Below are 24,039 nucleotides of genomic sequence, written 5' to 3' on the forward strand. Positions count from 1 at the left end.
AGAGACAACCGTCGGTGGATTTTAGATGAGGGGAAGAGATACATGCATATTGTCGTCGTTGGACTAAATAACAAGACAGCCCCTGTCGCGATTCGAGAGCAGTTCTCGTTTGGGGAGCAAGAAATCGTGGATGCGATGATTGCACTTCGCGAAGAGAAGAGCATTTTCGAGTCAGTTATTTTGTCTACGTGTAACCGGACGGAGTTGTACGTCGTGACAGATCAACTCCATACGGGACGTTATTACACGAAACGTTTCTTGGCGAACTGGTTCAATTTAGAGATGGAGCAGTTCACACCTTACTTGTCGATTCGAGAAGGGGAAGAGGCGATTCGTCACCTGTTCCGTGTCACATCGGGCCTAGACTCGATGATCATCGGGGAAACACAAATTTTAGGTCAGGTGAAGACAAGTTTCTTCCGTGCCCAAGAGTATGGAACGACGGGAACCGTCTTCAACAAATTGTTTAAAGAAGCGGTCACACTCGCCAAGCGCGCCCATACGGACACACAAATTGGGGAAATGTCTGTATCGGTCAGCTCAGCTGCCGTGACGCTCGCACAAGAGATGTACCAACAGCTCGAGGATAAGCAAGTTGTCGTTGTCGGAGCCGGAGAAACGGGTGAACTCACGACACTCAACTTGTTCGAAGCGGGTGCCAAACAAATCGCCGTCTTCAACCGAACAGAGAGTAAGGCGAAAGCCGTCGCAGACAAATTTAAAGGTCGTGCGCATTCCATTCGTGAAATCGCGTGTGGATTACTTGATGCCGATATTTTAATCAGTTCGACCGGAGCGAAAGATGCCGTCATTGGATATGACGATGTGGCGGCGGCACAACTGTTACGCCGTGAACGTCCACTTCTTCTCATTGACATCGCTGTGCCGCGAGATATCGATCCAGCGGTCGCGACACTTCCGGGTGTTCATTTGTTTGATGTCGATGATTTGAATGGAATCGTCAACAAAAATCTTGAGGCACGTCTCATCGAAGCTGAGAAAATTGAGATGAAAATTGATGAAGCGATTCAAGAGTTCCAAACATGGCTCGTCACACTTGGAGTCGTGCCGATCATGAACGAGTTACGTGCCCGCGCCCTTGATATTCAAGAAGACACGATGACAAGTCTAGAGCGTAAGCTCGACCACTTGTCTGCGCGAGACAAAAAAGTCATCGGGAAGCATATGAAGTCAATCATTAACCAAATGCTTCGTGACCCGATCGACTATATTAAAGACGCTGCGGCTCAGCCGGATGCAAACGTTCGGATTGCCCAGTTTGTCGAAACATTCGACCTCGATGTCGAGTTACCAAAGCAATCAATAGAAGAAGTGGAAGAAACAGATGCTACTTCTGCCAAAGCACCACTTCGCGCATTGATGCGCTAACAAGACAAAAAGGCGACATGTGTCGCCTTTTTCTATGAAGGAGAGACTCAACATGCGGAAAATTATTGTCGGCTCACGCCGTTCCCAACTCGCCATGACCCAAACGAAATGGGTCATCGAGCAATTGAAGAAAGCTGGAGCAAAAAACGAATTTGAAATTAAAGAAATTGTGACGAAAGGAGACCAAATCGTCGACGTCCAACTTTCGAAAGTCGGTGGGAAAGGTCTGTTCGTCAAAGAGATTCAACAACAGATGATTGATGGGGACATCGATTTCGCCGTACACAGTATGAAAGATGTTCCGGCTGAGCTTCCGGAAGAACTCTATATCAGCTGTATGCCGAAACGTGTTGACGCTCGTGACGTTCTCATCTGTGAGAATGGCTATACGTTCGAGACACTTCCGAAAGGAGCAATCGTCGGAACGAGCTCTCTCCGTCGTGGGGCACAGATTTTGGCGGCACGTCCGGACCTTGAAATTCAATGGATTCGAGGAAACATCGATACTCGTCTGAAAAAATTGGATTCGGAGAACTATAACGCCATCCTGCTCGCGAAAGCAGGGCTTGAACGGATGGGATGGATGGATCGTGTCGACTTTGAAGCGCTCGACCCAGATTTGATGGTACCTGCAGTAGGACAAGGTGTGCTTGCCATCGAGAGCCGTAAGGACGATGCAGAAGTGACGGCAGTGCTTCAACTCTTGCATGATGATGTGACAGCGAAAGCTGCGACAGCGGAACGTACTTTCTTGAAAGCGATTGAAGGAAGTTGTCACGTACCGGTCGGTGGCTTTGCAACAGTCAATGGCGACGAAGTCACGCTCACAGGTCTCATCGCATCAGTGGACGGAAAAGAAGTGCTTCGTACGACAAAAACATCAACGGACGGGATTGCACTCGGAATGGACGTCGCAGAAGAATTGCTTGAACGTGGCGGACGCGAAATCCTCGCCTCGGTCAATGAGTGACCTCTGGTACACGGGAACGAAACGAATGACCGCTTCGCAACGGGCGCTGCTCGAGGCGAGCGGTCTTTCCGTTCATCATGTCCCGCTTATTCAAACGAGAGAAACGCATGTACCACCACCCTTAGAACGATTCGACTGGCTCGTCGTCACGAGTCAAAACGCGGTACCTGCACTTCGAGATTTGACGCGGGACGTGAAAGTCGCCGCTGTAGGAGAGAAGACGAAACGAGCACTTGAAGCAGAAGGCTATACTGTCACGCTCATGCCGGAAACATTTACCGGTGAGGCACTCTTTCAGCAGTTGCGTGACGTCGCCTCAAAGGATGACATCGTTTTGTTCGCGCGCGGCAATTTGGCGAATACGTCCCATATGACAATGTTGCCTCATGTATATGACTGGGTCGTCTACGAGACAATCCCTGTCCAACTGAAACCGGTGCAACAACATCAACTCGAGACGGTGAAGGCGCTGCTCGTCTTGAGCCCGTCGGCCGTCGATGCGCTCACGCCACATCTGTCCCACTTTAACGGGACATGGTACGCCATTGGCGAAGTGACCGAGCGTGCCGTACGACAAGTGTCGACATTACCGGTCCGAGTGCCAGAATGTTATACTATGGATGCATTAATACAGTGTGTAGGGGAGGATTTTTCATGAACCAGTTTGACCGTCACCGTCGTCTTCGCTCATCGAAGTCGATGCGTGCCCTCGTACGTGAAAATCATGTTCGAAAAGAAGATTTGATTTACCCGCTCTTCATCATTGAAGGGACTAACATTAAACGTGAAGTCAGCTCGATGCCTGGCGTCTTCAATTATTCACTTGACCGACTCGAAGAAGAAATTAAAGAAATCGTCGACCTCGGTCTTCAATCCGTGCTCTTGTTCGGTGTACCAGAACATAAAGACCCGGAAGGCAGTGAAGCGTATCACGACCACGGCATCGTCCAAGAAGCAATCCGTAAAGTGAAAGAGTGGGCGCCACAGCTCACGGTCATCGCCGATACGTGCCTCTGTGAGTACACGTCGACAGGTCACTGTGGCCTCGTGAAGGACGGGGACGTCGATAACGACGCGTCACTTCCACTTCACGTCCAGACAGCAATCACACAAGCGCAGGCGGGTGCCGATATCATCGCACCAAGTTCGATGATGGACGGATTCGTTGCAGCCATCCGTGAAGGTCTCGACCAAAACGGATTCAGCCATATCCCGATCATGAGCTATGGCGTCAAATATGCGTCTGCGTATTACGGACCGTTCCGTGACGCAGCCCAATCGGCTCCAGGTGAAGGCGATCGTAAAGGCTATCAGATGGACCCGGCGAACCGTCGCGAGGCGTTCCGCGAGTCGCAATCGGACGTGGAGCAAGGTGCCGACTTCATGATCGTCAAACCGGCTCTCGCGTTCATGGATATCATCCGTGACATGCGCGACTCACTCGATATGCCAATCGTGGCGTATAACGTGAGTGGAGAGTATGCGATGATTAAAGCTGCATCACTGAACGACTGGGTCGACGAAGAACGCATCGTCATGGAGACAATGGTCGGATTCAAACGTGCCGGTGCCGACCTCATCGTCACGTATTTCGCAAAAGACGTCTGTCGCTATTTGGAAGGAGACTACGCATGACATATAACCAAACGCGCTCACAAGAAGCGTTCGAACAAGCCCGTCCACTCATGCCAGGCGGTGTCAACAGTCCGGTCCGTGCCTACAAATCGGTCGGCATGACGCCGATTTTCGCTGAACGCGGTGAAGGTTCACGCGTTTATGACATCGACGGTAACGAGTATATCGATTACGTCCTCTCATGGGGGCCACTCATCCTCGGTCACCGTGACCCGGTCGTCACGAAAGCGATTCAAGAACAAGCTGAAAAAGGCTGGACGTTCGGGACGCCGACCGAGCTTGAGACGAAGATGGCAGAACTCGTCATCGACCGCGTCCCATCGATCGAGATGGTCCGCATGGTCAACTCGGGTACGGAAGCGACGATGGCGGCGCTTCGTCTCGCACGCGGCTATACAGGAAAGACAAAGATTTTGAAGTTCGAAGGATGCTACCACGGACACGGTGATTCACTTCTCATTAAAGCAGGGTCTGGTGTCGCGACACTTGGTCTCCCGGACTCACCGGGTGTACCGAAAGAACTCGCAAGCCATACACTCACCGTTCCTTACAATGACTTGGACGCAGTCCGCGTCGTCTTTGAGAAGTACGGTGACGATCTCGCCGGTGTCATCGTTGAACCCGCAGCAGGGAACATGGGCTTCGTGCCACCACAACCAGGGTTCCTCGAAGGACTCCGTGAAATCACGGAACAAAACGGCGCGCTCCTCATCTTTGACGAGGTCATGACAGGCTTCCGAGTCGGATATAATTGTGCCCAAGGCTACTTTGGCGTCACACCGGACCTCACATGTCTCGGTAAGGTCATCGGCGGCGGACTTCCGGTCGGTGCTTACGGCGGAAAACGTGAAATCATGGAACAGATTGCACCGCAAGGTCCGATCTATCAAGCGGGTACGCTCTCGGGTAACCCACTCGCGATGATTGCCGGTTATACGACACTCTCGCAACTGAAACCTGAGCATTACGCCGAGTTCGAGCGTAAGGCAGACCGTCTCGCCGAAGGATTCACGCAGGCTGGTGAAACATACAACATCCCGCACGATACGAACCGTGCCGGCTCGATGTTTGGTTTCTTCTTCACGAACGAGAAAGTGACGAACTTCGAAAAAGCGAAATCGGCGAATCTTGAGATGTTCCGCTCGTACTATCAGAAGATGGCAGCACGTGGCGTATTCTTGCCACCGTCACAGTTCGAGGGCTTATTCCTCTCGACTGCTCATACGGATGAGGATATCGAGAAGACGATCGCAGCGGTCGAAGCGACATTCAAGGAGCTTCAAGAAGAGTTTTCACTCTAATCTTGACTGCTGACGTTTCTGTCGCTACAATTATTTAACAGATACGATGAATTGCTTTGATGAGGAGTAGTACGCATCATTCATTCCTTTTAGAGACGTGACCGCTTGGTGAAAGGTTGCGAGGGATGGACGCGGAAGTCGCCTCGGAGCTGACTTTCTGAATGGAGTAGGAAAGTTCGGTCCATCGACCGTTATTCGATTTTGAGTGCGCCACTTTGTTGGCGAACTAAGGTGGTACCGCGGAAGGTTCGGCTTCTTTCGTCCTTAGCGTATAGGACGAGAGAAGCCGTTTTTTGTGTTCACCAATAAGATAGAGGAGGCGCTACACATGGCCCATGAGACAAATGAAATCACCATGCCGACGAAGTACGACCCAAGTGCGACGGAGTCGAAATGGTACGATTACTGGTTAGAGAACGATGTATTTAAAGCAGACGAGGACGATTCGAAACAACCGTACACGATCGTCATCCCGCCACCGAACGTTACGGGGAAACTTCACCTCGGTCACGCTTGGGACACGACGCTTCAAGACTTGTTGACGCGCCTCAAGCGTATGCAAGGTTATGACGTGCTCTGGCTCCCAGGGATGGACCATGCCGGGATCGCGACACAAGCGAAAGTCGAGCAAAAGCTCCGTGAAGAAGGCGTCATGCGTTACGACCTCGGACGTGAAAAGTTCCTCGAGAAGACGTGGGAGTGGAAAGACGAGTACGCGAAGACGATTCGCGACCAATGGTCAAAACTTGGACTCGGCCTCGACTACTCGCGTGAACGTTTCACACTCGACGAAGGGCTCTCAAAAGCCGTTCAAGAAGTATTCGTCCGTCTTTATGAAAAAGGTTTGATCTACCGTGGCGAATACATCGTCAACTGGGACCCGGCTCAAAAGACGGCCGTTTCGGATATCGAGGTTATTTACCAAGAAGTCGAGGGTGCGTTCTATCACATGAAGTATCCACTCGCTGACGGCTCAGGCCATATCGAGATCGCGACGACGCGTCCTGAGACGATGCTCGGGGATACAGCGGTTGCCGTGAACCCGAAAGATGAGCGTTACACACACCTCATCGGTAAGACGATCATGCTTCCGGTCATGAACCGTGAGATCCCGATCGTTGCGGACGACTACGTCGACATGGAGTTCGGTACAGGTTGCGTGAAAATCACACCAGCCCACGACCCGAACGACTTTGAAATCGGAAACCGTCACGAGCTTCCACGCATCCTCGTCATGGATGAAGGCGGGAAGATGAATGAGAACGCAGGCATTTATGAAGGGCTTGACCGCTTCGAATGCCGGAAGCAACTCGTCAAAGACCTAGAGGCGGACGGTACACTCGTGAAAATTGAGCCACACACACACTCAGTCGGTCACTCAGAGCGTTCAGGCGCGGTCATCGAGCCATACCTTTCGAAACAATGGTTCGTTGATATGGAGCCACTCTCAAAAGCAGCACTCGAAGCACAAGGAAACGACGATACGAAAGTCAACTTCGTCCCAGAACGCTTCGAAGGCACGTACCTTCGTTGGATGGAGAACATCCGCGACTGGTGTATCAGCCGTCAACTTTGGTGGGGCCACCGCATCCCGGCTTGGTACCATAACGAAACGGGCGAAGTGTATGTAGGGAAAGAAGCGCCAGCGGACAGTGAGAACTGGACACAAGACGAAGACGTCCTCGACACATGGTTCTCGTCAGCACTTTGGCCGTTCTCAACGATGGGCTGGCCGGACACGGACGCACCAGACTTCAACCGTTACTTCCCGACGAGCGCACTCGTCACGGGATACGACATCATCTTCTTCTGGGTATCACGTATGATCTTCCAATCACTCGAGTTCACAGGGAAGCAACCGTTCAACGATGTCCTCATCCACGGTCTCATCCGTGACTCGGAAGGGCGCAAAATGTCGAAATCACTCGGAAACGGCGTTGATCCGATGGAAGTCATCGACCAGTACGGAGCGGATTCACTTCGCTGGTTCCTCCTCACAGGTTCGACACCAGGGAACGACCTTCGTTTCTATTGGGAGAAGATCGAGTCGACGTGGAACTTCTCGAACAAGATTTGGAACGCAAGCCGTTTCGCCCTCATGAACATGGACGGACTCAAAGTGGAAGACATCGACCTCACGGGCGAGAAGACGCTTGCCGACAAGTGGATTTTGACTCGTTTGAACGACACGATTGATCAAGTGACACGCCTCGTCGACAAGTACGAGTTTGGTGAAGCCGGTCGTTACCTGTACAACTTCATCTGGGAAGAGTTCTGTAACTGGTACATCGAGATGGCGAAACTCACGCTCTATGGTGAGGACGAAGCAGCGAAGCACACGACACGTTCGGTCCTCGCGCATACGCTCGATTCGATCATGCGTCTCATGCACCCGTTCATGCCGTTCCTCACAGAGGAAATCTGGCAGCACTTGCCGCACGAAGGCGATTCAATCGTTCGTGCAAGCTACCCGACACGTCGTGACGACCTTCACTTTGCGGATTCGGTTCCAGCGTTTGAAGCTGTGATGAACGTCATCCGTTCGGTTCGTAACATCCGTGCCGAAGTGAACGCACCGATGTCGAAAACGATTCAGCTCTTCATCTCGACGAGCGACGATACGACACAAGGTTACTTGAGCGCGAACGAAATGACGATCGGCAAGTTCACGAACGCGACAGAGCTTGAAATCGGACGTGGCCTCACGGCTCCGGATAAGTCGATGTCAGCGATCATGACAGGAGCGGAGCTCTTCATCCCGCTCGCAGACTTGATCAACTTCGAAGAAGAAATCGCCCGTCTTGAAAAAGAAGTGGCGAAGTATGAGAAAGAAGTGGAGCGCGTGCAGAAGAAACTCGGAAACCAAGGCTTCATCGCCAAGGCACCGGCTCACGTCATCGACGAAGAAAAAGCAAAAGAAAAAGATTACCTCGACAAGCGTGACGCGGTCCGCGCCCGTTTGGAAGAGTTGCGTAAGTAAGATATGGACCTTCTTTGGAGATTAATTCTCTGAAGAAGGTTTTTTTGTGTTTTGGTAGAATTTGGAGAGGTGGATATAGAAAAGGGGATATGAGATGAGACGGATCGGGATAATAGGTGTTCTTGTATTGGGGCTGACTGGATGTACGTCACCAGAAGAGATGGAGTTTGTCGAGACAGGTGGAGAGGAAATTGAAACGAGTGAATGGATAGGGACGCTAGTTGAAGACGTACCAAAAGGGACCGAATCATTGTCAGATGCGGTGGTACATCAAATCACGCTGCAATATAAGGATGGATCAGAAAGACGCCTTGCAACAAAGGATGTCATCTATGAGGCAAAAGTTGGAGACATCGGATTGATCGCGATTGGTCATCCGAACCAAATGCCTTCCTTTGGGGTATATCACTATTCACGTGACGGGGAATGGATCATGCGTGGAATGAAGCACTTTGGAATAGTTGGAGTTTCTGAAAAAACACAACATGGTTTGGCGCTCCCACAAGATTCGATGTACATAATCGATAGTGAAATTGATGATAGTGAACGACCTGTAAAACTGTGGACTTTGTATGATGAGACGCAACTGGTCACCATTTTGATGACCGACGCATTCAGTGTAGGGGATGGGGAGCCGATCAATCAGAATGCCGATGGGGCGGAGCGGTATCGATTGAACCAACCAAGTGGGAATGGATTATACTACATCAGCCAAGACAAACTGATTCTTGTGACGGGAAATGTCTCGGAAGAAGAGTTGTGGACACTCGTTGACTCTCTACCGGATCCTTCGTCCGAATCATTCCCGTTCCATAATTCGAAATAAAGAGCAGCCCGAGCGTCAAGAGTGACGTTCGGGTCTTTATCAAAAATTTATTCTTCACTCGAGGTCATCTTCCCGTTCGATCACTCTTTTTCATTGAATCGGTCCACGACAATAAAGCGTTCACAGACAAGCTTCATACTTGGCGAAAAAGATAATTGATACGAACCGAGTAATTCGATAAAGAATCGCTCATGGATGTCCCACCAGTCTGCATACGTCACTTCCCCTTCAGCCAAGGCGAACTCTTCGGATACCTCATTCATCGGCTGAATTGTGACGTCAGTCGTTTGAATGATGGCAACCGGTCGTTCCGCTGCATCAAGAACGATGGCGTACTGACCGACGTAGGGAAGCAGTTCCTTCTCTATCTCATAAAGTATATGGGCGGAACATGTTGCGGTTTTCTTTCCAGAGACGACCAGTTCGGCTAGCGTATCGGCATCATCTCCGAATTGAAACGCTTCGACTTCAGTCGGCGGATGCTCTTCACTATCTTTCCAATATTCATTCCAATAAGCGAGTGTCATTTCATTCATCATGATCATTTCCTTTCGAATTAAGAGCACTCCATATTACGTAAGAAATAAAAAGAAGTTTCAAAAAAACCATCTCGCGAATGCGAAATGGTTCACGTGCCACAAAAAGTTTGATACGGATACGTTCGTGGTGGACCTGCCGACACATATTCAGACGGATGGTCGTAGTTATACGGGTCACGCAAAATCGTGAGTAGCGACTCGGTCGGACCGAAGTTACCTCGTTCTGCTGCTTGAATCGCTTTTTCAACATGATGATTTCGGGGAATGATGGCCGGATTATATTGGCGCATGATTCGACTGACGTCCTCGTCCGGGAGACCTTGTTCACTCAAACGTTTCTGCCAAGCATCAATCCACGCCTTCCCGTCTTCAAGAGTTGCGAATGGGAGCGATTCACTCTCACCGAGCGTCAACGAGCGGAACGTATTCGTATAATCTGACTCCGTCTCTACCATCAACCGAAGCAGTTCATCCGTTAGCGCATCGTCACCGTCTTTTCGGACGAATAGGCCAATCTTATGCGCGAGTCCGGTAAAGTACGCTTCTTTATACAACTCGGTATAACGGGTGAGCTGTTTGTTCGCCACATCGACCGCTTCTTCTTTCGTTTCCCCGAGGAGCGGCAGCAATGTCTCCGCGAGTCGGGCGAGGTTCCAAGACCCGATGTACGGTTGATTCGCATAAGCGTACCGTCCGTCTCGGTCAATCGAACTGAAGACCGTCTCCGGGTGGTACGTATCCATGAATGCGCATGGTCCGTAATCGAGACCCTCACCACTGATGAACATATTGTCCGTATTCATCACCCCATGAATGAACCCGACGAGTTGCCAGTTGGCGATCAGTCTCGCCTGTCTTTCGACGACGCGTCCGAGAAACTGTTCGTAGCGATCGGGTGCATCCATCAAGTCTGGGTCGTGTCGTTTGATTGCAAACTCCGCTAGTGAAATAACGTCATCAATGGAGCCGGCACCTGCCGCGAATTGGAACGTCCCGACACGCAAGTGACTCGAGGCGACCCGGGTCAGGATGGCTCCGTGTTTTGGACCTTGTCGCATGAGGGCTTCTCCTGTCTGAACGACGGCGAGCGCCCGGTTCGTCGGAATGCCGAGCGCATGCATCGCCTCGCTGATGATGAACTCTCGTACCATTGGACCGAGTGCGGCCCGTCCGTCGCCACCTCTAGAGTACTCCGTCGGTCCTGAGCCCTTCAATTGCACATCGACACGCTTCCCGTTCGGAGTCACGTGTTCGCCGAGCATGAGGGCCCTTCCGTCCCCGAGCATCGTCAAGTTCCCGAACTGGTGTCCGGCGTATGCTTGAGAGAACGACGTCTCGGTTTGACGGTTGCCGGCGAGTAAGTCGATATCTTGTTTGACTGTATGCGCATCAAGCCCGAGTGAAGCGGCTAATGGATCGTTAAACAAGACGAGTGTTGGGTTGTCGACCGGATGGATGGGACCACGGTCGTAAAAGATGTCACGTAGTTCGAGGTACGTCGCCTCGAAGTTCCAGTCAGTTGTCATGGCGCATGCCTCCTTCTTCGCTTCGAGTATAGCACAGACTGTTTTCCATAACGGCTGTCGTAAATTTTGATAAGATGAAACAGAAGTGTAAATAGTAGGAGTGTGAAAGATGGAGACGAGACAAGACGTATTCGATTGGTTGAGTGGACAGCTTCGCTTCGGGATCAAACCAGGTCTTGAACGGATGAGCTGGATGATTGAGCAGTTAGGGTTAGAAGAACGCCCATCCATCCATGTGGCCGGGACGAATGGAAAAGGGTCGACCGTCGCGTTTTTACGGGCGATGGCGATGGAGAACGGCTTATCCGTCGGCACATTTACGTCCCCTTATATCATTCAGTTCGAGGAGCGGATCATGTTGAACGGGGAACCGATTCCGGAAGACGCGCTCGTCGACGTGGCGAACCGTGTCAAAGCCTGTGCGAACGAGGCGCCAGAGACGTTGACGGAATTCGAGCTATTGACGATGATGGCATGGTGCTATTTTGATGACACACGTCCTGATGTGATCATTTGGGAAGTCGGTCTTGGGGGACGACTCGATTCGACCAATGTGTTGACACATCCACTTGCGACCGTCGTGACGTCGATTGGACATGATCATCAAGGCATTCTCGGCGATACGCTTGAAGAGATTGCGATGGAGAAGTACGGCATTATGAAACGCGGTGTGCCGATGTTCCATAGTATCGAGAAGGATCAGTTGATTGAGTTGTTGCATCAAAAAGGGGAGGCCTTAGATGCACAAATTCATGACGCACGTGCGCTCGTGACTAAGATTGAAGACGGGGCAGAGACAGTCGTGACATATCAAGCCATGCCACCTGTCGTGCTCGGATTGACAGGGCATCATCAGACCTATAACGGGGCGTGCGCCGTGGCGGTGGCACGTCACCTCGGTTGGAAGGAAGAAGCCATTCAATCGGGTCTCGAGCGAGCGCAACACCCGGGACGATATGAGCTCGTATCAAAACGACCGCGTATTATTTTAGATGGGGCACATAATCAGGAAGGCATCGAGGCATTAGTTTTACAAGCTAAACAAGAGACAGACGTGACCGTACTGACCGCCATTTTAGAGGATAAGGACCGCGACACGATGGTTCGTTCCCTTCAGCAAATCGGGGATGTGTATGAGACGACGTTCGACTTTCCGCGTGCTAGAACGAAAGCGCAACTAGAGAAAGATGGGGCGCGCTTTATCGAATGGCAACAGTGGCTTCACGATTGGATCGAGACGCCGACAAGCGAGACGCTGATTGTGACCGGGTCTCTTTATTTCATCAGTGAAGTGAGACGCTTCTTAAGCGAAAACATTTACCTGATGTCAAAGAAATAGATGTATATTTTTTCAAGTGGGTGGGATAATTAGTAGTGAAGACTAAAAATAGGGAGGACTATACATTGCGTAAACTCATGCATGTTGCCATAATCTTCATTTTACTACTTTCGTTCGTCCCTCAAAGCAAGTTTGTAGAGGCGCAGGAATTACCGAAATATAAAGTACTATATTTAAGAGATGCGTATACAGCAAGCAATGTATTGACTCAAGATGCTTTAGAAACGGCGATTGACTCGTATAAAAAGACATTAGTAAACGATTTGAATACATTGAATAAGTTAGAGATCGATTTTTTAACGGTTAAACAATTCAATGCGACTCGTTTCCCGATGGATGGAGCTTACGATGCGATTGTATTGGCAAGTAGCCCACTTGGTGAAAATGAAAAGTATCAAGAAGCACTTAATAAAGTGAATAAAATAAAAAGTACATCGAATCGTAATACTGAACATAATACGACGACGATTTTAAATGATTTAACAGATTTAAAGTTCGATGAGATTACAGAATTTTACGTAAAAACAGGGTTACCGGTATACCTTCATAAAGATTTGTTGCTCGGTGGAGAAAATGTAAAAAAAATAGCCGCATTCAAAGAGTATGCCAACGTCAAACAGTTTGATACGGACGGGGCGCTGATCAATCAATTAGTCAATCAATCGAGCATTCGTCCCTTGTTGTCGAATGTTGACGTGACGTATAATCAACAACCGCTTGTGAATCAAACGGTACAAATCAAAAACAATGATCGAAAGCCGTTTCAGTTCAACTATCAATTTGTAAACCCACCAACTTCAAGCACGATTGTAGAATTATACATTGATTTTAATCACAACGATCGCTTTGATGCTGAAGATAAGGTGAGAGAAGTAGTCGCAAATTCAACGAATCAACTCGAGTTTCTATTATCTCGACCTACGTATACCGGTCCGAAGAATTGGATGATTGTTGCTAAAGATACAGTAACCGGGCGTAAAGATTATAAAAAGGGGACGTTCCTCTATATCGATCAAAAAGTAGAAGCAAACATCTTACAACTAACTGCAGGAACAGCGAGTAAAGGAAAAATTTCTGACTACTTGTCAAATATGCTGACAGACAGTAACGGTCAATATCAATTCACGTTAAATAATGGAACAACCAGTGATTTTCAACTAGGTAAGTTCGATCAAGGTTTGAATAATAATACGTATGATATGTTGATTTTTGGTTTTCAGGATTCTTATAACACACAAGGTAGCATGAACGTTGCGGCTACTTCCAAAGTAAAAACGTTCTCAGAAACGGGACAAGGAGTCATGTTGACCCATGATACAATTTTCCGTTCCGGTGGTGGGAACTCTGCCACTTCAGAGTGGGAACGTCAGTTTATCAATTCAGACTCCACAAAGAATATTTCAGGACAAAAAATCTATACGAATATGGGTTATGGTGCACCGCAAGTTACTCAGGTGATTGAAAAAGTGCAGGATGGAATTTTCACTTCATATCCATATGCTTTGAATGATGAGCCTAAAAAGATCTCAAAAACGCACAACCAATATTTCACCCTTGATTTGAATGACCCTGAAGTTACACCTTGGTACAACTTGTCTTCGGATAATTCTAGTAAGGAACGGTCATATGGAGATGCGAGTAACCATTACTACACATACACGAAAAATAACTTCACCTATTCGGGCGCGGGTCACACGAATCAGTTTTCAGTTCAAGATGAGAAAAAAATCTTTATCAACACGATGTATCGCGCTTTTATCGGGGCGAACCACAAACCTTATAATGTGATCGAATCAGTCAGCGATTCTACGAACTCATACACTTCTTCCGACATAGAAGCTGGAGTAGTTGAAGTGACTGCTGGCAAAGATGTCAAGTTGATGTGGCGTCCGAGTGACTATGACTTCCAAGACTTATTTTTGAATTCAACAATCACATACAACGGAAAGTCGGTAGCATTTGAAGAATTGCGAAACTATGAAGTCAAAGAGTTCACGATTCCTGCAGCGGACGTTGTCGCAAACCGACCGATTGAAGTGAAAATCGAGACGTCCGATCAACGGAATGCCAAAGTGATTGATACGTTCACGATTAACGTAAAACGTGCGGAGAATGTATCGGACTTGATTCAAGTGTCTCGTTCGATTGATCCTTCGACCATCAACTTGTTTGAGACGGGAACGATTCGATACCAAGTTCAATATCCAGAACAATTTGATCGATCGAAAGACCAAAAGGGTGACAAGTTCCTGCGGATTGATTCGACGACCTTCACAGAGAAGTTGCCAAAACAACTTGAAATCGTTGCGATTCGTGATGGAAATGGAACAGACTATCCGGTCACGAATCTAAATGAAATCAATCTAGAGTTAAAACCGAATCTGTATTACGAGCGACACGGGAACTCGAACGTATTTCTCCCGAACGAGAGTGGTGACCGGACTGTGACGTTTGAAGTAGTTGTCCGTGCCATCGAGTCTTCTTCCTCGCTCATTCAACTGAAAAAAGCGGATAACCAGTTGACGACATTGATTGAGTATGCGAAGAAGCAAGGTCATAATTTAGATAAGCACAACGACTGGGATAAGGAGCAGATCGTTCACTCTTCGTTCCCTGATTTATTGATCAATATTGGGGCACCGTATGCGTACGGTGCGAAGATCCCGAACGTCACACTGCAAATTGGTGCACAACAGATTGTCAGTCCGACCATCACCGATGCAAAAGGGGATCCTTATTCAAACCCGAAATGGAAAAGCTTGAAATGGGAAATCATCGATGCGAACGGTGTCGCCAAACTTGTTTCACAAGGAAACAATGCGATTGTGACCGGACTGAAGACAGGAACTGCCACGTTACGGTTGACGATTGATCCAGGTGATGGGAAACCACGTGTCGTAGCGGAGTCGAACGTAAAGGTCATCAGCCCGCCTGAACAGCTTACCGTTCAGTCAAAAGAACTGTATGTCGGTCAAGCGACTACCGTGACACCAAAAGTCATGCCGGAAACGGCACAGTACAAGTCGGTTCGTTATGTCGTTGAATCCGGTGACAGTGTCCGCTTCGAACAGGACGGGAACAACTTGAAAATCGTTGGATTAAAACCAGGTATGACTCAATTCAAGGCGACTGTTGACGTCGGTGACTTTTTCAGTGGGTTAAATATCGCTGCACCTAGTACTGTCTTTACAATCAATGTCACGGCACCATCCTTGAGCCAAACACCGAGCCAACTCGACTTGTGGGTATGGGATAGTGTGGACGAAGAAAAACGAGTGAATGAAGTCGCGACGATTCAAGTGACCTCATCACCAAGTGTAACCATCCCGCTTGAACGAATCGGGACCACCCCGTCGGCTTTGACGGTCACCGAAAGTGCGACCGGATACCAATTACGTGCCAATCATGGATATGGAAATAACGGGATCGTTACGGACATTCCGATTCAGACAACATTTAATGACAATGCCTTACGGAACATTCGTTCAAACATTTCAATCGTCCGTGTCAACGAATATCCGAACCAATTGATGTCAAAAGACATGACGATTAATATCGGTGAAGGAATGGCACCACGGCCACCGCTCCTCGAGTACTGGCCGACGACCTCGACTTGGCGTGATTATCGGATGGAGATTGTGTCTGGTGAAGAATTTGTTCAAGTCAGTGCGTCAGGAAAAGAGTTGATTCCAGTGAAACCGGGTGTGGCCAAAGTGGAAGTATATACAACTCTCCCGGCAGGAAAACCGTTTGAAGCGGTGAAAGATACCTTTTATGTACGCATCATCCAAACGAATGCCTCAGGACAGGATGATGACCGTTATTAAGTGAATGGCAGAAAGTTGGCGAATGATGAATCGCAAGCGAATGATGATTGGAATCACCGGATTGCTTCTCGTTTGTGGATTGGGAGGACTTCTTTATTGGAGCCAATCCCAACCGGAGCTCTCACAATTGTCTGGTGATGCTTTAATAAAAGAAGTAAACCAACGTTCTTCAGTTTCAAAAGAAGAGTTGACTGATTTACAAACACGGGAGGAATGGGAGGCCGTCCGACTCATTCTGAAGGATAAAAAAATCCTTCCGACATCCGAGCAGTTTGCGACGGCGGTGACTACTGCACCGATGGACGTGATTGAAGCGTATTTCGAGCAAGGGCTCGACCCGTTTGAAGAAGTGGAAGGGATGCCGATCATCACGCCTTTGTTCAGCGCGAACGGCAGTCCCGAGCAATGGGAGCTCGCCATACGTTATGTCGAGGATGAGCGACTTCTCAGGATTGCTGTCGACTCGTTGAATCTTGAGGCAGTCAAACATCTCCTCGATCAGGGCTATCCGATTCAAGATGACGAATCGGTGTTATTGCAGCCGGTCCGTCATAACCAGGTCGAGTTGACTCGACTGCTGCTCGACAACGGTGCGAAGTGGACCAATGCCATGGAACAGACGGCCAAAGACTACAATTCAGACCTCATCTTAAAGATGGAGAACTAAAAAATCGGCTTCTTCTCATATCGAGAGGAAGCCGATTTTTTTGAGCTTATTTTAATTGAACAGGATGGCTGACGAAAAACTGGAGTTGATTCGTGACCGGTAATGTTTCGAGTTGATTAAACACGGAATCGTTATAGGTCAGTTTTAAGCGGGACTGATCGGGCGCATGAGCCGGAACTTGGAGGTTGAAGTTCTCAGCTGGGCTTAAGCCGTTCCCGCCTCCGAACGTTCCGCGGAAGACGTTCACCTCAAGTGGGCCCTTACTGTAAAGTCCTCCGTTGACTTCTAGGATTGATCCGACCGCATAGACGTAAGTTGGTTCGTTCGAATCACTATACATGAACGCCTGAAGCGTCGTCGGTGTATCATCGAATTCGTTGATTCGGTTCAATAAGATCTTTCCTTTTGACAAGAGGATGAGGGAGTTCCCTTTCTCTGCATCGATTGGAAGGATATTGGCACGGTCGATGAAGGTGTCGCCGAGCGTGTAGACAGTTGAACTGAATGACACATTGCCTTTAATGGTCAAATTTCCCCGCACGATCAATGGGCGCGCAATCGTCAGTTTGTTAAGTGATTCAATCACGACATCTCCATCGAATAGGAGCGGGGCGTTCGATTCGGTAATGGACTCGGTGACATACATGGCACGATCAGAAATGGTAGTAGGCAATGTCAAAATGGTCGGATCCGTTAAAGCGTTATAGGCATCCGCCCGTAAATATGAAGTCGGTCGTTCGATGATTGAAGAGCCGTCTTCCGACAATACCCGTTCGAGCTCGAAAACTCGATTCGTCGAGGCAATCAGCCCTTCTTCAAAGATTTTCGAGTTGACGTTGTTCGTGAAGGTGAGGGGCGTGTCAAGTCGACGATTCAAAAATTCAATGATCGAATAGTCATATTGGAACGGGGAGAAGCGACTTGGGGACACCCCAACGTCTGCTTTTTCACCAGCCTGTTCCGTACCTGCCGTGAAATAGTTTTCTTGTTGACAACTTAAGCAGTCGTTCAACTGCAACAAATCAATTCGACCGTCTAAATGAAGCCGGCTTGTATCCACATTATCGATTTGCTTGGCCACGCCATCTAATTGAAAGTTAGCCTTACGCATGAAGGAAAGCGGACCGCCTGAATAGATATTTCCTTGAACCGTCGGCATACCATTCACGTTTAACTGTTGGTCGGACCCGAGGACGTAGTATAAAAAGGACGGGAGCGCCGTCAAATATAGATCTTGCGTGTATTCGACCGCGAGCACGGGCTGTTCCGGGTTCACTTGTCGGGATGCCGTCACGTTCACTTGTAAAATTGTCGTGAACGGCGCCGTCTGAATGGCTGTATTTGTCGCATCTTTCTTCAGTTCGATCGAGTAGCGGACCTCGCTATCTGTCGTCAAAGCTGTAAACGGTTCGTCATTGATAATGAGAGACTGTATCTTGTTATTGAATGCAGTTTCGGACTCCATATGGATAGGGACTTCCGCTTCACCGTGGAGCGGGAACTGGGTCCGGACCTCGTCGGCGATGAGACGGAGCGCGCTTTTCGCATCTTCATTCAATTGGGTATCTTCCGTCCGGATGACTGTCAGTTTGTTCGTCGATAAATTCACTTGCATAGCAGCGAGCGACAAGACGGCGAGAGCCGCCATCGTCACGAGGACGAGCACGAGGACGTATCCGTCTTCACGTTTTTGCATCGGGATGCCTCCTTTCTTAAAATGGGATTGAGCTTTCAAATGTGGTCACTGAATCGGAATCGTTCGTCTGGGTCAAATCCATCTCGATTTCAATCAGACCTCCCGTCATATATGTGGGGCGTCGGGGATCGAATACCGGATCTTTCAATTGAATCGTCAACCGTTCAACTGTGATTTGCGGATTGGATGGGGTGAACGAGTCCTCTGAGAGCACCAAATCGGTCGGAACGTATCCCGCCTCCCGGTAAATCATTCCGGCCTCTGAGATGCCTGGTGCAGATAACCGATAAAATTGGAACGTGCCGCCCACTTCCGTCACGGCATCGAATTCGGTCCGGTTCACGTCGGAGAGGACCGAGGCGATCAAATAATCCGCCTCACTGCGGAGTTCGCTCGTTTCGTTCGTCATTTGAAAACCGAGCGTGCCCGTGATGAAAGCCGTAATGATGACTCCGCTTAAGATCGAAGCGACGACGACGGTGACGAGCAACTCGACGAGTGTGAAGCCGTCTTCTCGTTTCTTCATCTCAGTCAGTTGTCGGGACAGCCGTTTCAGGGAACGGTTCGCGCAATGTCGCATTCGATATGACTCCTTTCAAGGTGACGGGTGTTTGTAATCGGTCGGTCGTCACCGAGATTTCGACCTCGATCGTGTGTCCGGGTGCGGTGGATAGCGATTGAATCGTTGCGACGTACGTATCCCCATGAATCCGCGTATCTTCGCAGAAGTCGCATGTGAGGCTGATGCCGTCCCGATTCAATAATTGACGTAGCTCGAGCGGTTGATCGACGGAAGCCGCTCGCCGATTCAACGTATGTAGTGTGTTTTGCGCCACTTGGTTCGCAATCGTTTGATTGAGACTATCGTGGGTCGTCTTCAAGCTTTGACTAAAAATGGTAAGTAGAGAAAATGAGACAATTGATAGAACGACGATGGAGACGAGTACTTCTACGAGCGTAAAACCTTTTTCGGAATGCGACAAGACATTGACCTCCTATTCAAAAAAAGTAAAACATTCGGTAAATAACGTATGAAATACTGAATTAAATGTTATTTTTTGTACAATACATATTATACTAAAGTTATACGCTAAACGGATACATAGAATAGAAGTCGGATCAGACACGGGGGGAATTTTACATGAAGCGGTATGGGATGCATCTAGTCATTTTGATTGGACTCGTCGTACTCGTGACATTGCCGACGATCGGACTCGTCAATTATTTAGACGCGTCTGCTGAGTCGAGTGCTACATATATCGAGACGACGGTCGCAGGCATCGACGTGTCAGGGATGACGAAGGAAGAAGCGAACGTTCGTCTTGACAATGCGATCAAAGATTTTAATACGTTGCCATTTTCGGTCAATTTGGTGGATGGAACGATCATGGAGATTGGGAAAGAAATCGTGACGTTCGATGTATCGAATACGCTTGACTCCATCGAGGACACGGGCGCTTATCCACTTTTAACGTCTGTTGACGAAGCAAAGGTCGAACCTTATCTTGAAGGGCAACCTGTGACGATGACGATGATTGTACCGACATTGATGGAAGCTGCATCTATGCTTGAATCAACTGTGACGTTAGAGCAAGTCGCGGCTGAAAGTGAAGTCGTCGCCTCATTCACCGTGAGCCCGACACCGGCGATGCAGTCGGCACTCGATCGGATGAACGGATTCGAGATGGCCGCCGGGGATATCTTTAGTCTCAAATCGTTCGGGGAAGACTATGAAGCCCTCACGACGCTCGGCTCTTCGCTCTATCGAATGTTCGCCGCGACACCGTTTGCGATTCTTGAACGGGTCCCGCATGAAACGCTTCCGCCTGGTGTGGAGCTAGGTTATGACACGAAAGTGGACGATCGTTCGAACTTTGCAGTCCAAAATCGTGAGGATTCATCTTACGCAATCCTAGTCTTAAATGAAGGAGGCACGGTGACAGTTCAGTTATTAGGTCAGCCGTTTGAAGCTGCCTTTGAGGCAAGGGTGGAGGAAGTGAAGACGGTCCCGCATCAAAAAGTCGTCCGTTTCTCATCGTCGCTCCCGTCTGGCAGTTCATCTGTCACGCAGTCTGGTCAAGATGGACAATCAGGTAAGCTCTACCGTGTCACAGTGACAGAAGAAGGGGAAAAAATGGAATTGCTCGGGTTTGACTTTTATGCCCCGACACCGGAAATCGTGACGAAGAGCTCAGTTCCACTCCCGCTACCTGACCCGGTCGAACCGGTGATTCCGACATTCCCGGATGAGAATGAAGAAGATCCGTTCACAGAGGATTCGAACGGAAATCCGTTTGAGGCAGAACCACCCGTATTGGAAGAGGTCCCTACAGAGGAGGAAGCTGTCGGATGATTGGCTATTTGATTTTACTTGGATTTTGGGTACTCGCCACACTGACGTTGTTCGCCTTGTCCGTCCCGATGATGCGCAAGCGTGAAACGAAGCTCGTCATCAGTCTATGGACGGCCCTCATGTCTGGTGGCATCTATTTGATGGTACAAGAAGCGTTCGTACAAACGTGGTGGGCATGGCTCATTCTTGTTGTTGCATTGATTGGAGGGGTAGCTGTGAGTGTCTTTATCGAAGAACGTGAAGACAAAGACAAGCAAGAGGAGGCTCCTCAAAGGATGGTGAAGTAACGTGAGACGAACGAAACGTAGATTAGGCGAGATGCTGATTGAGGCGGGACTCATTACGACAAGTCAGCTCGATGAGGCACTCGAACAAAAGCGTCCCGGAGAAAAGCTAGGAGACGCACTGATTCGACTGAACCATATTACGGAAACGCAGTTGATTCAAATGGTTCATGAACAGTTGCAAGTTCCGATTATTGAATTGTATTCCTATGATATCAACGTGACGGTCACGAAACTCGTGCCGAAAGCGTTGGCGCAAAAGCATGACATCATGCCATTTGAGGTGAATGGAAATACGCTTCATGTCGTGACAGCTGATCCACTTGATCTCATTGCGATCGATGACGTCCGGTTACAGACCGGCATGAACATCGAGATTGGGATTGCGACAAGAGAGCAAATTCGAAAGACGATCAGTCGCTACTACGAGATGGACCATTCGCTCATCGAAATTTTGAAAGAGGATGCTCCAGAAATCGAGCGGCAAGAGACTGCTAGTCGAGATGATGCCCCGATTATCCGACTTGTGAACCAACTGTTCTTAAGTGCGATCGATCAACGTGCATCGGATATTCATTTTGATCCGCACGAGAAACAACTTCATGTGCGTTTTCGGATTGACGGGGACTTACGGACAGAAACGGTCTACCCGAAGAAAATTCAAAGCGTCATGCTGACGCGTCTCAAAGTCATGAGTAACCTTGACATTACGGAGAGTCGTCTGCCGCAAGATGGTCGGATCAAGTATACGTTGCGCAACCGGGCCTATGACTTCCGGGTGTCGACGCTCCCGACGATGTATGGGGAAAAGATTGTTATTCGGGTCCTTGATTCATCACAAGGACTGACCGATTTGACGAAACTCGGATTCGGTGAACGAAACGAACAGTCGTACCGCGACATGTTGAAACGTCCGAATGGCATTATCCTGATTACCGGTCCGACCGGTTCAGGGAAGTCCTCGACACTATACGCATCGTTGAAAGAATTGAATGATGAGACGAAGAACATCATCACGGTTGAAGACCCGGTCGAATACCAACTTGATGGCATCAACCAGGTCCAGGTCAATTCAAAAGTCGGGTTGACGTTTGCGTCAGGTCTTCGCTCAATTTTGCGACAAGACCCGAACATCGTCATGGTCGGGGAGATACGTGACACCGAGACGGCTGAGATTGCCATTCGTGCCTCGCTCACCGGTCACCTCGTCTTATCAACGTTACATACGAATTCAGCAATCAGTTCCATCACGCGTCTCGTCGATATGGGCGTCGAGCCATTTCTTGTCGCCGCTTCGACGACCGGGCTCGTCGCGCAACGTCTCGTTCGACGCGTCTGTCGTGACTGTGGGCATGCCGAACCAGTCTCGAAAAGTGAACAGAGCCTGTTTGAAGCGGAAAGGGTTCACATCGAACAAGTCGTTCGTGGAAAAGGATGCACCTCATGTAACTTCACGGGTTATCGGGGTCGTCTTGCCATTCATGAAGTCATTCCGATTGATGAAGGTTTGCGTCGGATGATTATGAACCAAGCGACCGAGTCCGAGATGGTCGATTACGCCAAGTCGCAAGGCGCAACGTTCCTGCTTGCAGATGGATTAGAAAAAGTCGCCGCCGGTTTGACGACGACAGAAGAAATATTACGAACGGTCATTACGGAGAATGCTTATGATTAATCAATCGATTGAAGTCATCTTGACGAATGCGGTCGAGAAACGTGCCTCAGACATTCATCTGACGGCAGGCTCACCTCCGATCATTCGAGTAGATGGGAGTCTCATCACGATGGGCGAGGAGAAGGTATTGCCTCATCATCTCGAAGGATATTTAAAAGAAATTATGACGGAGGACATGCGGGAACGTTTAGAGCGAGACCGGGATCTTGACTTCTCGTTCGGTGTTCCACGTGTTTCGCGTTTTCGAGTCAATGCTTACTATCAACGGGGTACGATTGCCATCGCATTCCGTTCCATTTCCGGGGAAATCCCGACATTGAATGAGCTGAACCTTCCGACGGTGTTGAAGCGCTTGATTGAAAAGCCGCACGGTCTCATCCTTGTGACGGGTCCGACCGGTTCAGGAAAATCAACGACGCTTGCGGCGATGATTCATGAGATCAACCGGACGCAGCGAAAACGGATCATCACGTTAGAAGATCCGATCGAATATTTGCATTCCCATGACCAAAGCATCGTCGACCAACGGGAGATCGGCTCCGATGTCATGAAGTTCGTGAGCGGGTTGCGGGCTGCTTTACGTCAAGATCCGGACGTCATTTTGCTCGGGGAGATGCGTGACTTAGAGACGATCTCGACGGCGATGACGGCGGCAGAGACGGGTCACCTCGTCATGGCGACGCTCCATACATCGAGTGCGATGTCGACCGTGAGCCGAATCATCGATGCGTTCCCAGCTGAGCAACAAGACCAAATCCGGACGCAACTCGCCAACGTCCTTCTCGGGGTCGTCAGTCAGCGGTTATTTCCTCGGATCGATGTGCCTAAAGGCCGTGTCGCCGCCATGGAAATCATGTTAGGGAATCCGGCTGTCGCCAATTTGATTCGAAATGAAAAAGAATTCCAATTGCCGACCGTCATCCAGACGAGTCGCCAAAATGGGATGCAATCGATGGATGCTGCCATCGAGCAATTGGTACGGCAAGGAATCATCAATCCAAACGCCGTCCCGACAGAAGAGATGAGGTGATG

19 protein-coding genes and 1 other annotated feature are annotated in these 24,039 nt (G+C 49.2%); of the genes, 14 read left to right on the forward strand and 5 right to left on the reverse strand.

What is annotated here, in order from left to right; genetic code table 11:
- The first annotated feature begins 42 nt into the window (after window positions 1-42).
- The 7 genes from hemA (at window position 43) to KNO95_RS01070 (ending at window position 9,101) form a co-directional block, all read left to right on the forward strand.
- Window positions 43-1,389, forward strand: coding sequence for a glutamyl-tRNA reductase (gene hemA, locus KNO95_RS01040; RefSeq protein ID WP_026826512.1), 1,347 nt, complete (start codon window positions 43-45; stop codon window positions 1,387-1,389).
- A gap of 52 nt (window positions 1,390-1,441) precedes the next feature.
- A complete protein-coding gene (gene hemC / locus KNO95_RS01045) occupies window positions 1,442-2,359 on the forward strand; it encodes a hydroxymethylbilane synthase (RefSeq protein WP_214878177.1) in 918 nt (305 codons plus the stop codon).
- Between the two features lie 25 nt (window positions 2,360-2,384).
- Window positions 2,385-3,017: a uroporphyrinogen-III synthase gene (locus KNO95_RS01050; RefSeq protein WP_214702459.1), complete on the forward strand. Its 633-nt coding sequence runs from the start codon at window positions 2,385-2,387 to the stop codon at window positions 3,015-3,017.
- Window positions 3,014-3,994 carry a porphobilinogen synthase gene (hemB, locus tag KNO95_RS01055; protein ID WP_015881120.1) on the forward strand — a complete coding sequence of 327 codons (981 nt, stop codon included), beginning with the start codon at window positions 3,014-3,016 and terminating at the stop codon, window positions 3,992-3,994. The genes KNO95_RS01050 and hemB overlap by 4 nt, the downstream gene beginning before the upstream one ends.
- Window positions 3,991-5,295, forward strand: coding sequence for a glutamate-1-semialdehyde 2,1-aminomutase (gene hemL / locus KNO95_RS01060; protein WP_026826509.1), 1,305 nt, complete (start codon window positions 3,991-3,993; stop codon window positions 5,293-5,295). Before hemB ends, hemL begins: the two co-directional genes overlap by 4 nt.
- A 47-nt stretch (window positions 5,296-5,342) precedes the next feature.
- Window positions 5,343-5,564 (forward strand) — a binding site (T-box leader).
- A 59-nt stretch (window positions 5,565-5,623) separates the two neighbouring features.
- A complete protein-coding gene (locus KNO95_RS01065; RefSeq protein ID WP_026826508.1) occupies window positions 5,624-8,275 on the forward strand; it encodes a valine--tRNA ligase in 2,652 nt (883 codons plus the stop codon).
- A gap of 94 nt (window positions 8,276-8,369) precedes the next feature.
- Complete coding sequence (locus KNO95_RS01070) at window positions 8,370-9,101, forward strand: hypothetical protein (protein WP_214878179.1); 732 nt, start codon at window positions 8,370-8,372, stop codon at window positions 9,099-9,101.
- Window positions 9,102-9,181: 80 nt separating this feature from the next.
- Here the strand turns inward: KNO95_RS01070 and KNO95_RS01075 are convergent, their stop codons facing one another.
- Window positions 9,182-9,637: an ASCH domain-containing protein gene (locus KNO95_RS01075; protein ID WP_214878181.1), complete on the reverse strand. Its 456-nt coding sequence runs from the start codon at window positions 9,635-9,637 to the stop codon at window positions 9,182-9,184.
- A gap of 92 nt (window positions 9,638-9,729) precedes the next feature.
- Window positions 9,730-11,166 carry a protein adenylyltransferase SelO gene (locus tag KNO95_RS01080; RefSeq protein WP_214878183.1) on the reverse strand — a complete coding sequence of 479 codons (1,437 nt, stop codon included), beginning with the start codon at window positions 11,164-11,166 and terminating at the stop codon, window positions 9,730-9,732.
- Window positions 11,167-11,275: 109 nt separating this feature from the next.
- On the opposite strand from KNO95_RS01080, the gene KNO95_RS01085 reads away from it, so the two are divergent.
- From KNO95_RS01085 to KNO95_RS01095, 3 genes are all read left to right on the forward strand, one after another.
- The gene (locus KNO95_RS01085) at window positions 11,276-12,505 is read left to right on the forward strand and encodes a bifunctional folylpolyglutamate synthase/dihydrofolate synthase (RefSeq protein WP_214702449.1); all 1,230 of its coding nucleotides are present in this window, start codon (window positions 11,276-11,278) and stop codon (window positions 12,503-12,505) included.
- A gap of 65 nt (window positions 12,506-12,570) precedes the next feature.
- On the forward strand, window positions 12,571-16,332 hold the full coding sequence (locus tag KNO95_RS01090; protein WP_026826503.1) for a DUF5057 domain-containing protein: 3,762 nt from the start codon (window positions 12,571-12,573) through the stop codon (window positions 16,330-16,332).
- A gap of 22 nt (window positions 16,333-16,354) precedes the next feature.
- Window positions 16,355-16,999: a hypothetical protein gene (locus KNO95_RS01095; protein WP_026826502.1), complete on the forward strand. Its 645-nt coding sequence runs from the start codon at window positions 16,355-16,357 to the stop codon at window positions 16,997-16,999.
- Between the two features lie 46 nt (window positions 17,000-17,045).
- Here KNO95_RS01095 and KNO95_RS01100 read toward each other — a convergent pair whose 3' ends face one another.
- The 3 genes from KNO95_RS01100 to KNO95_RS01110 are packed head-to-tail and all read right to left on the reverse strand — an operon-like array spanning window position 17,046 to window position 19,678.
- Window positions 17,046-18,695: a hypothetical protein gene (locus KNO95_RS01100; protein ID WP_026826501.1), complete on the reverse strand. Its 1,650-nt coding sequence runs from the start codon at window positions 18,693-18,695 to the stop codon at window positions 17,046-17,048.
- 16 nt (window positions 18,696-18,711) lie between these two features.
- Window positions 18,712-19,275 (reverse strand): prepilin-type N-terminal cleavage/methylation domain-containing protein, encoded by a 564-nt coding sequence (locus KNO95_RS01105; RefSeq protein WP_235181857.1) that lies wholly within the window; start codon window positions 19,273-19,275, stop codon window positions 18,712-18,714.
- Window positions 19,223-19,678 carry a type IV pilus modification PilV family protein gene (locus KNO95_RS01110; protein ID WP_026826499.1) on the reverse strand — a complete coding sequence of 152 codons (456 nt, stop codon included), beginning with the start codon at window positions 19,676-19,678 and terminating at the stop codon, window positions 19,223-19,225. Before KNO95_RS01110 ends, KNO95_RS01105 begins: the two co-directional genes overlap by 53 nt.
- 158 nt (window positions 19,679-19,836) lie before the next feature.
- Here KNO95_RS01110 and KNO95_RS01115 point away from each other — a divergent pair, with 158 nt between their 5' ends.
- Genes KNO95_RS01115 through KNO95_RS01130 form a run of 4 tightly spaced genes read left to right on the forward strand, consistent with a single transcriptional unit; the run spans window position 19,837 to window position 24,037 of the window.
- Window positions 19,837-21,048 carry a G5 domain-containing protein gene (locus tag KNO95_RS01115; RefSeq protein ID WP_026826498.1) on the forward strand — a complete coding sequence of 404 codons (1,212 nt, stop codon included), beginning with the start codon at window positions 19,837-19,839 and terminating at the stop codon, window positions 21,046-21,048.
- The gene (locus KNO95_RS01120; RefSeq protein ID WP_026826497.1) at window positions 21,045-21,335 is read left to right on the forward strand and encodes a hypothetical protein; all 291 of its coding nucleotides are present in this window, start codon (window positions 21,045-21,047) and stop codon (window positions 21,333-21,335) included. The genes KNO95_RS01115 and KNO95_RS01120 overlap by 4 nt, the downstream gene beginning before the upstream one ends.
- 1 nt (window position 21,336) lies before the next feature.
- A complete protein-coding gene (locus tag KNO95_RS01125) occupies window positions 21,337-23,007 on the forward strand; it encodes a GspE/PulE family protein (RefSeq protein ID WP_026826496.1) in 1,671 nt (556 codons plus the stop codon).
- Window positions 23,000-24,037 (forward strand): type IV pilus twitching motility protein PilT, encoded by a 1,038-nt coding sequence (locus KNO95_RS01130; RefSeq protein ID WP_034771165.1) that lies wholly within the window; start codon window positions 23,000-23,002, stop codon window positions 24,035-24,037. The genes KNO95_RS01125 and KNO95_RS01130 overlap by 8 nt, the downstream gene beginning before the upstream one ends.
- Window positions 24,038-24,039 lie beyond the last annotated feature (2 nt).

The sequence above is a fragment of the Exiguobacterium sp. ERU653 genome (assembly GCF_018617775.1).
Lineage (GTDB): Bacteria > Bacillota > Bacilli > Exiguobacteriales > Exiguobacteriaceae > Exiguobacterium > Exiguobacterium marinum.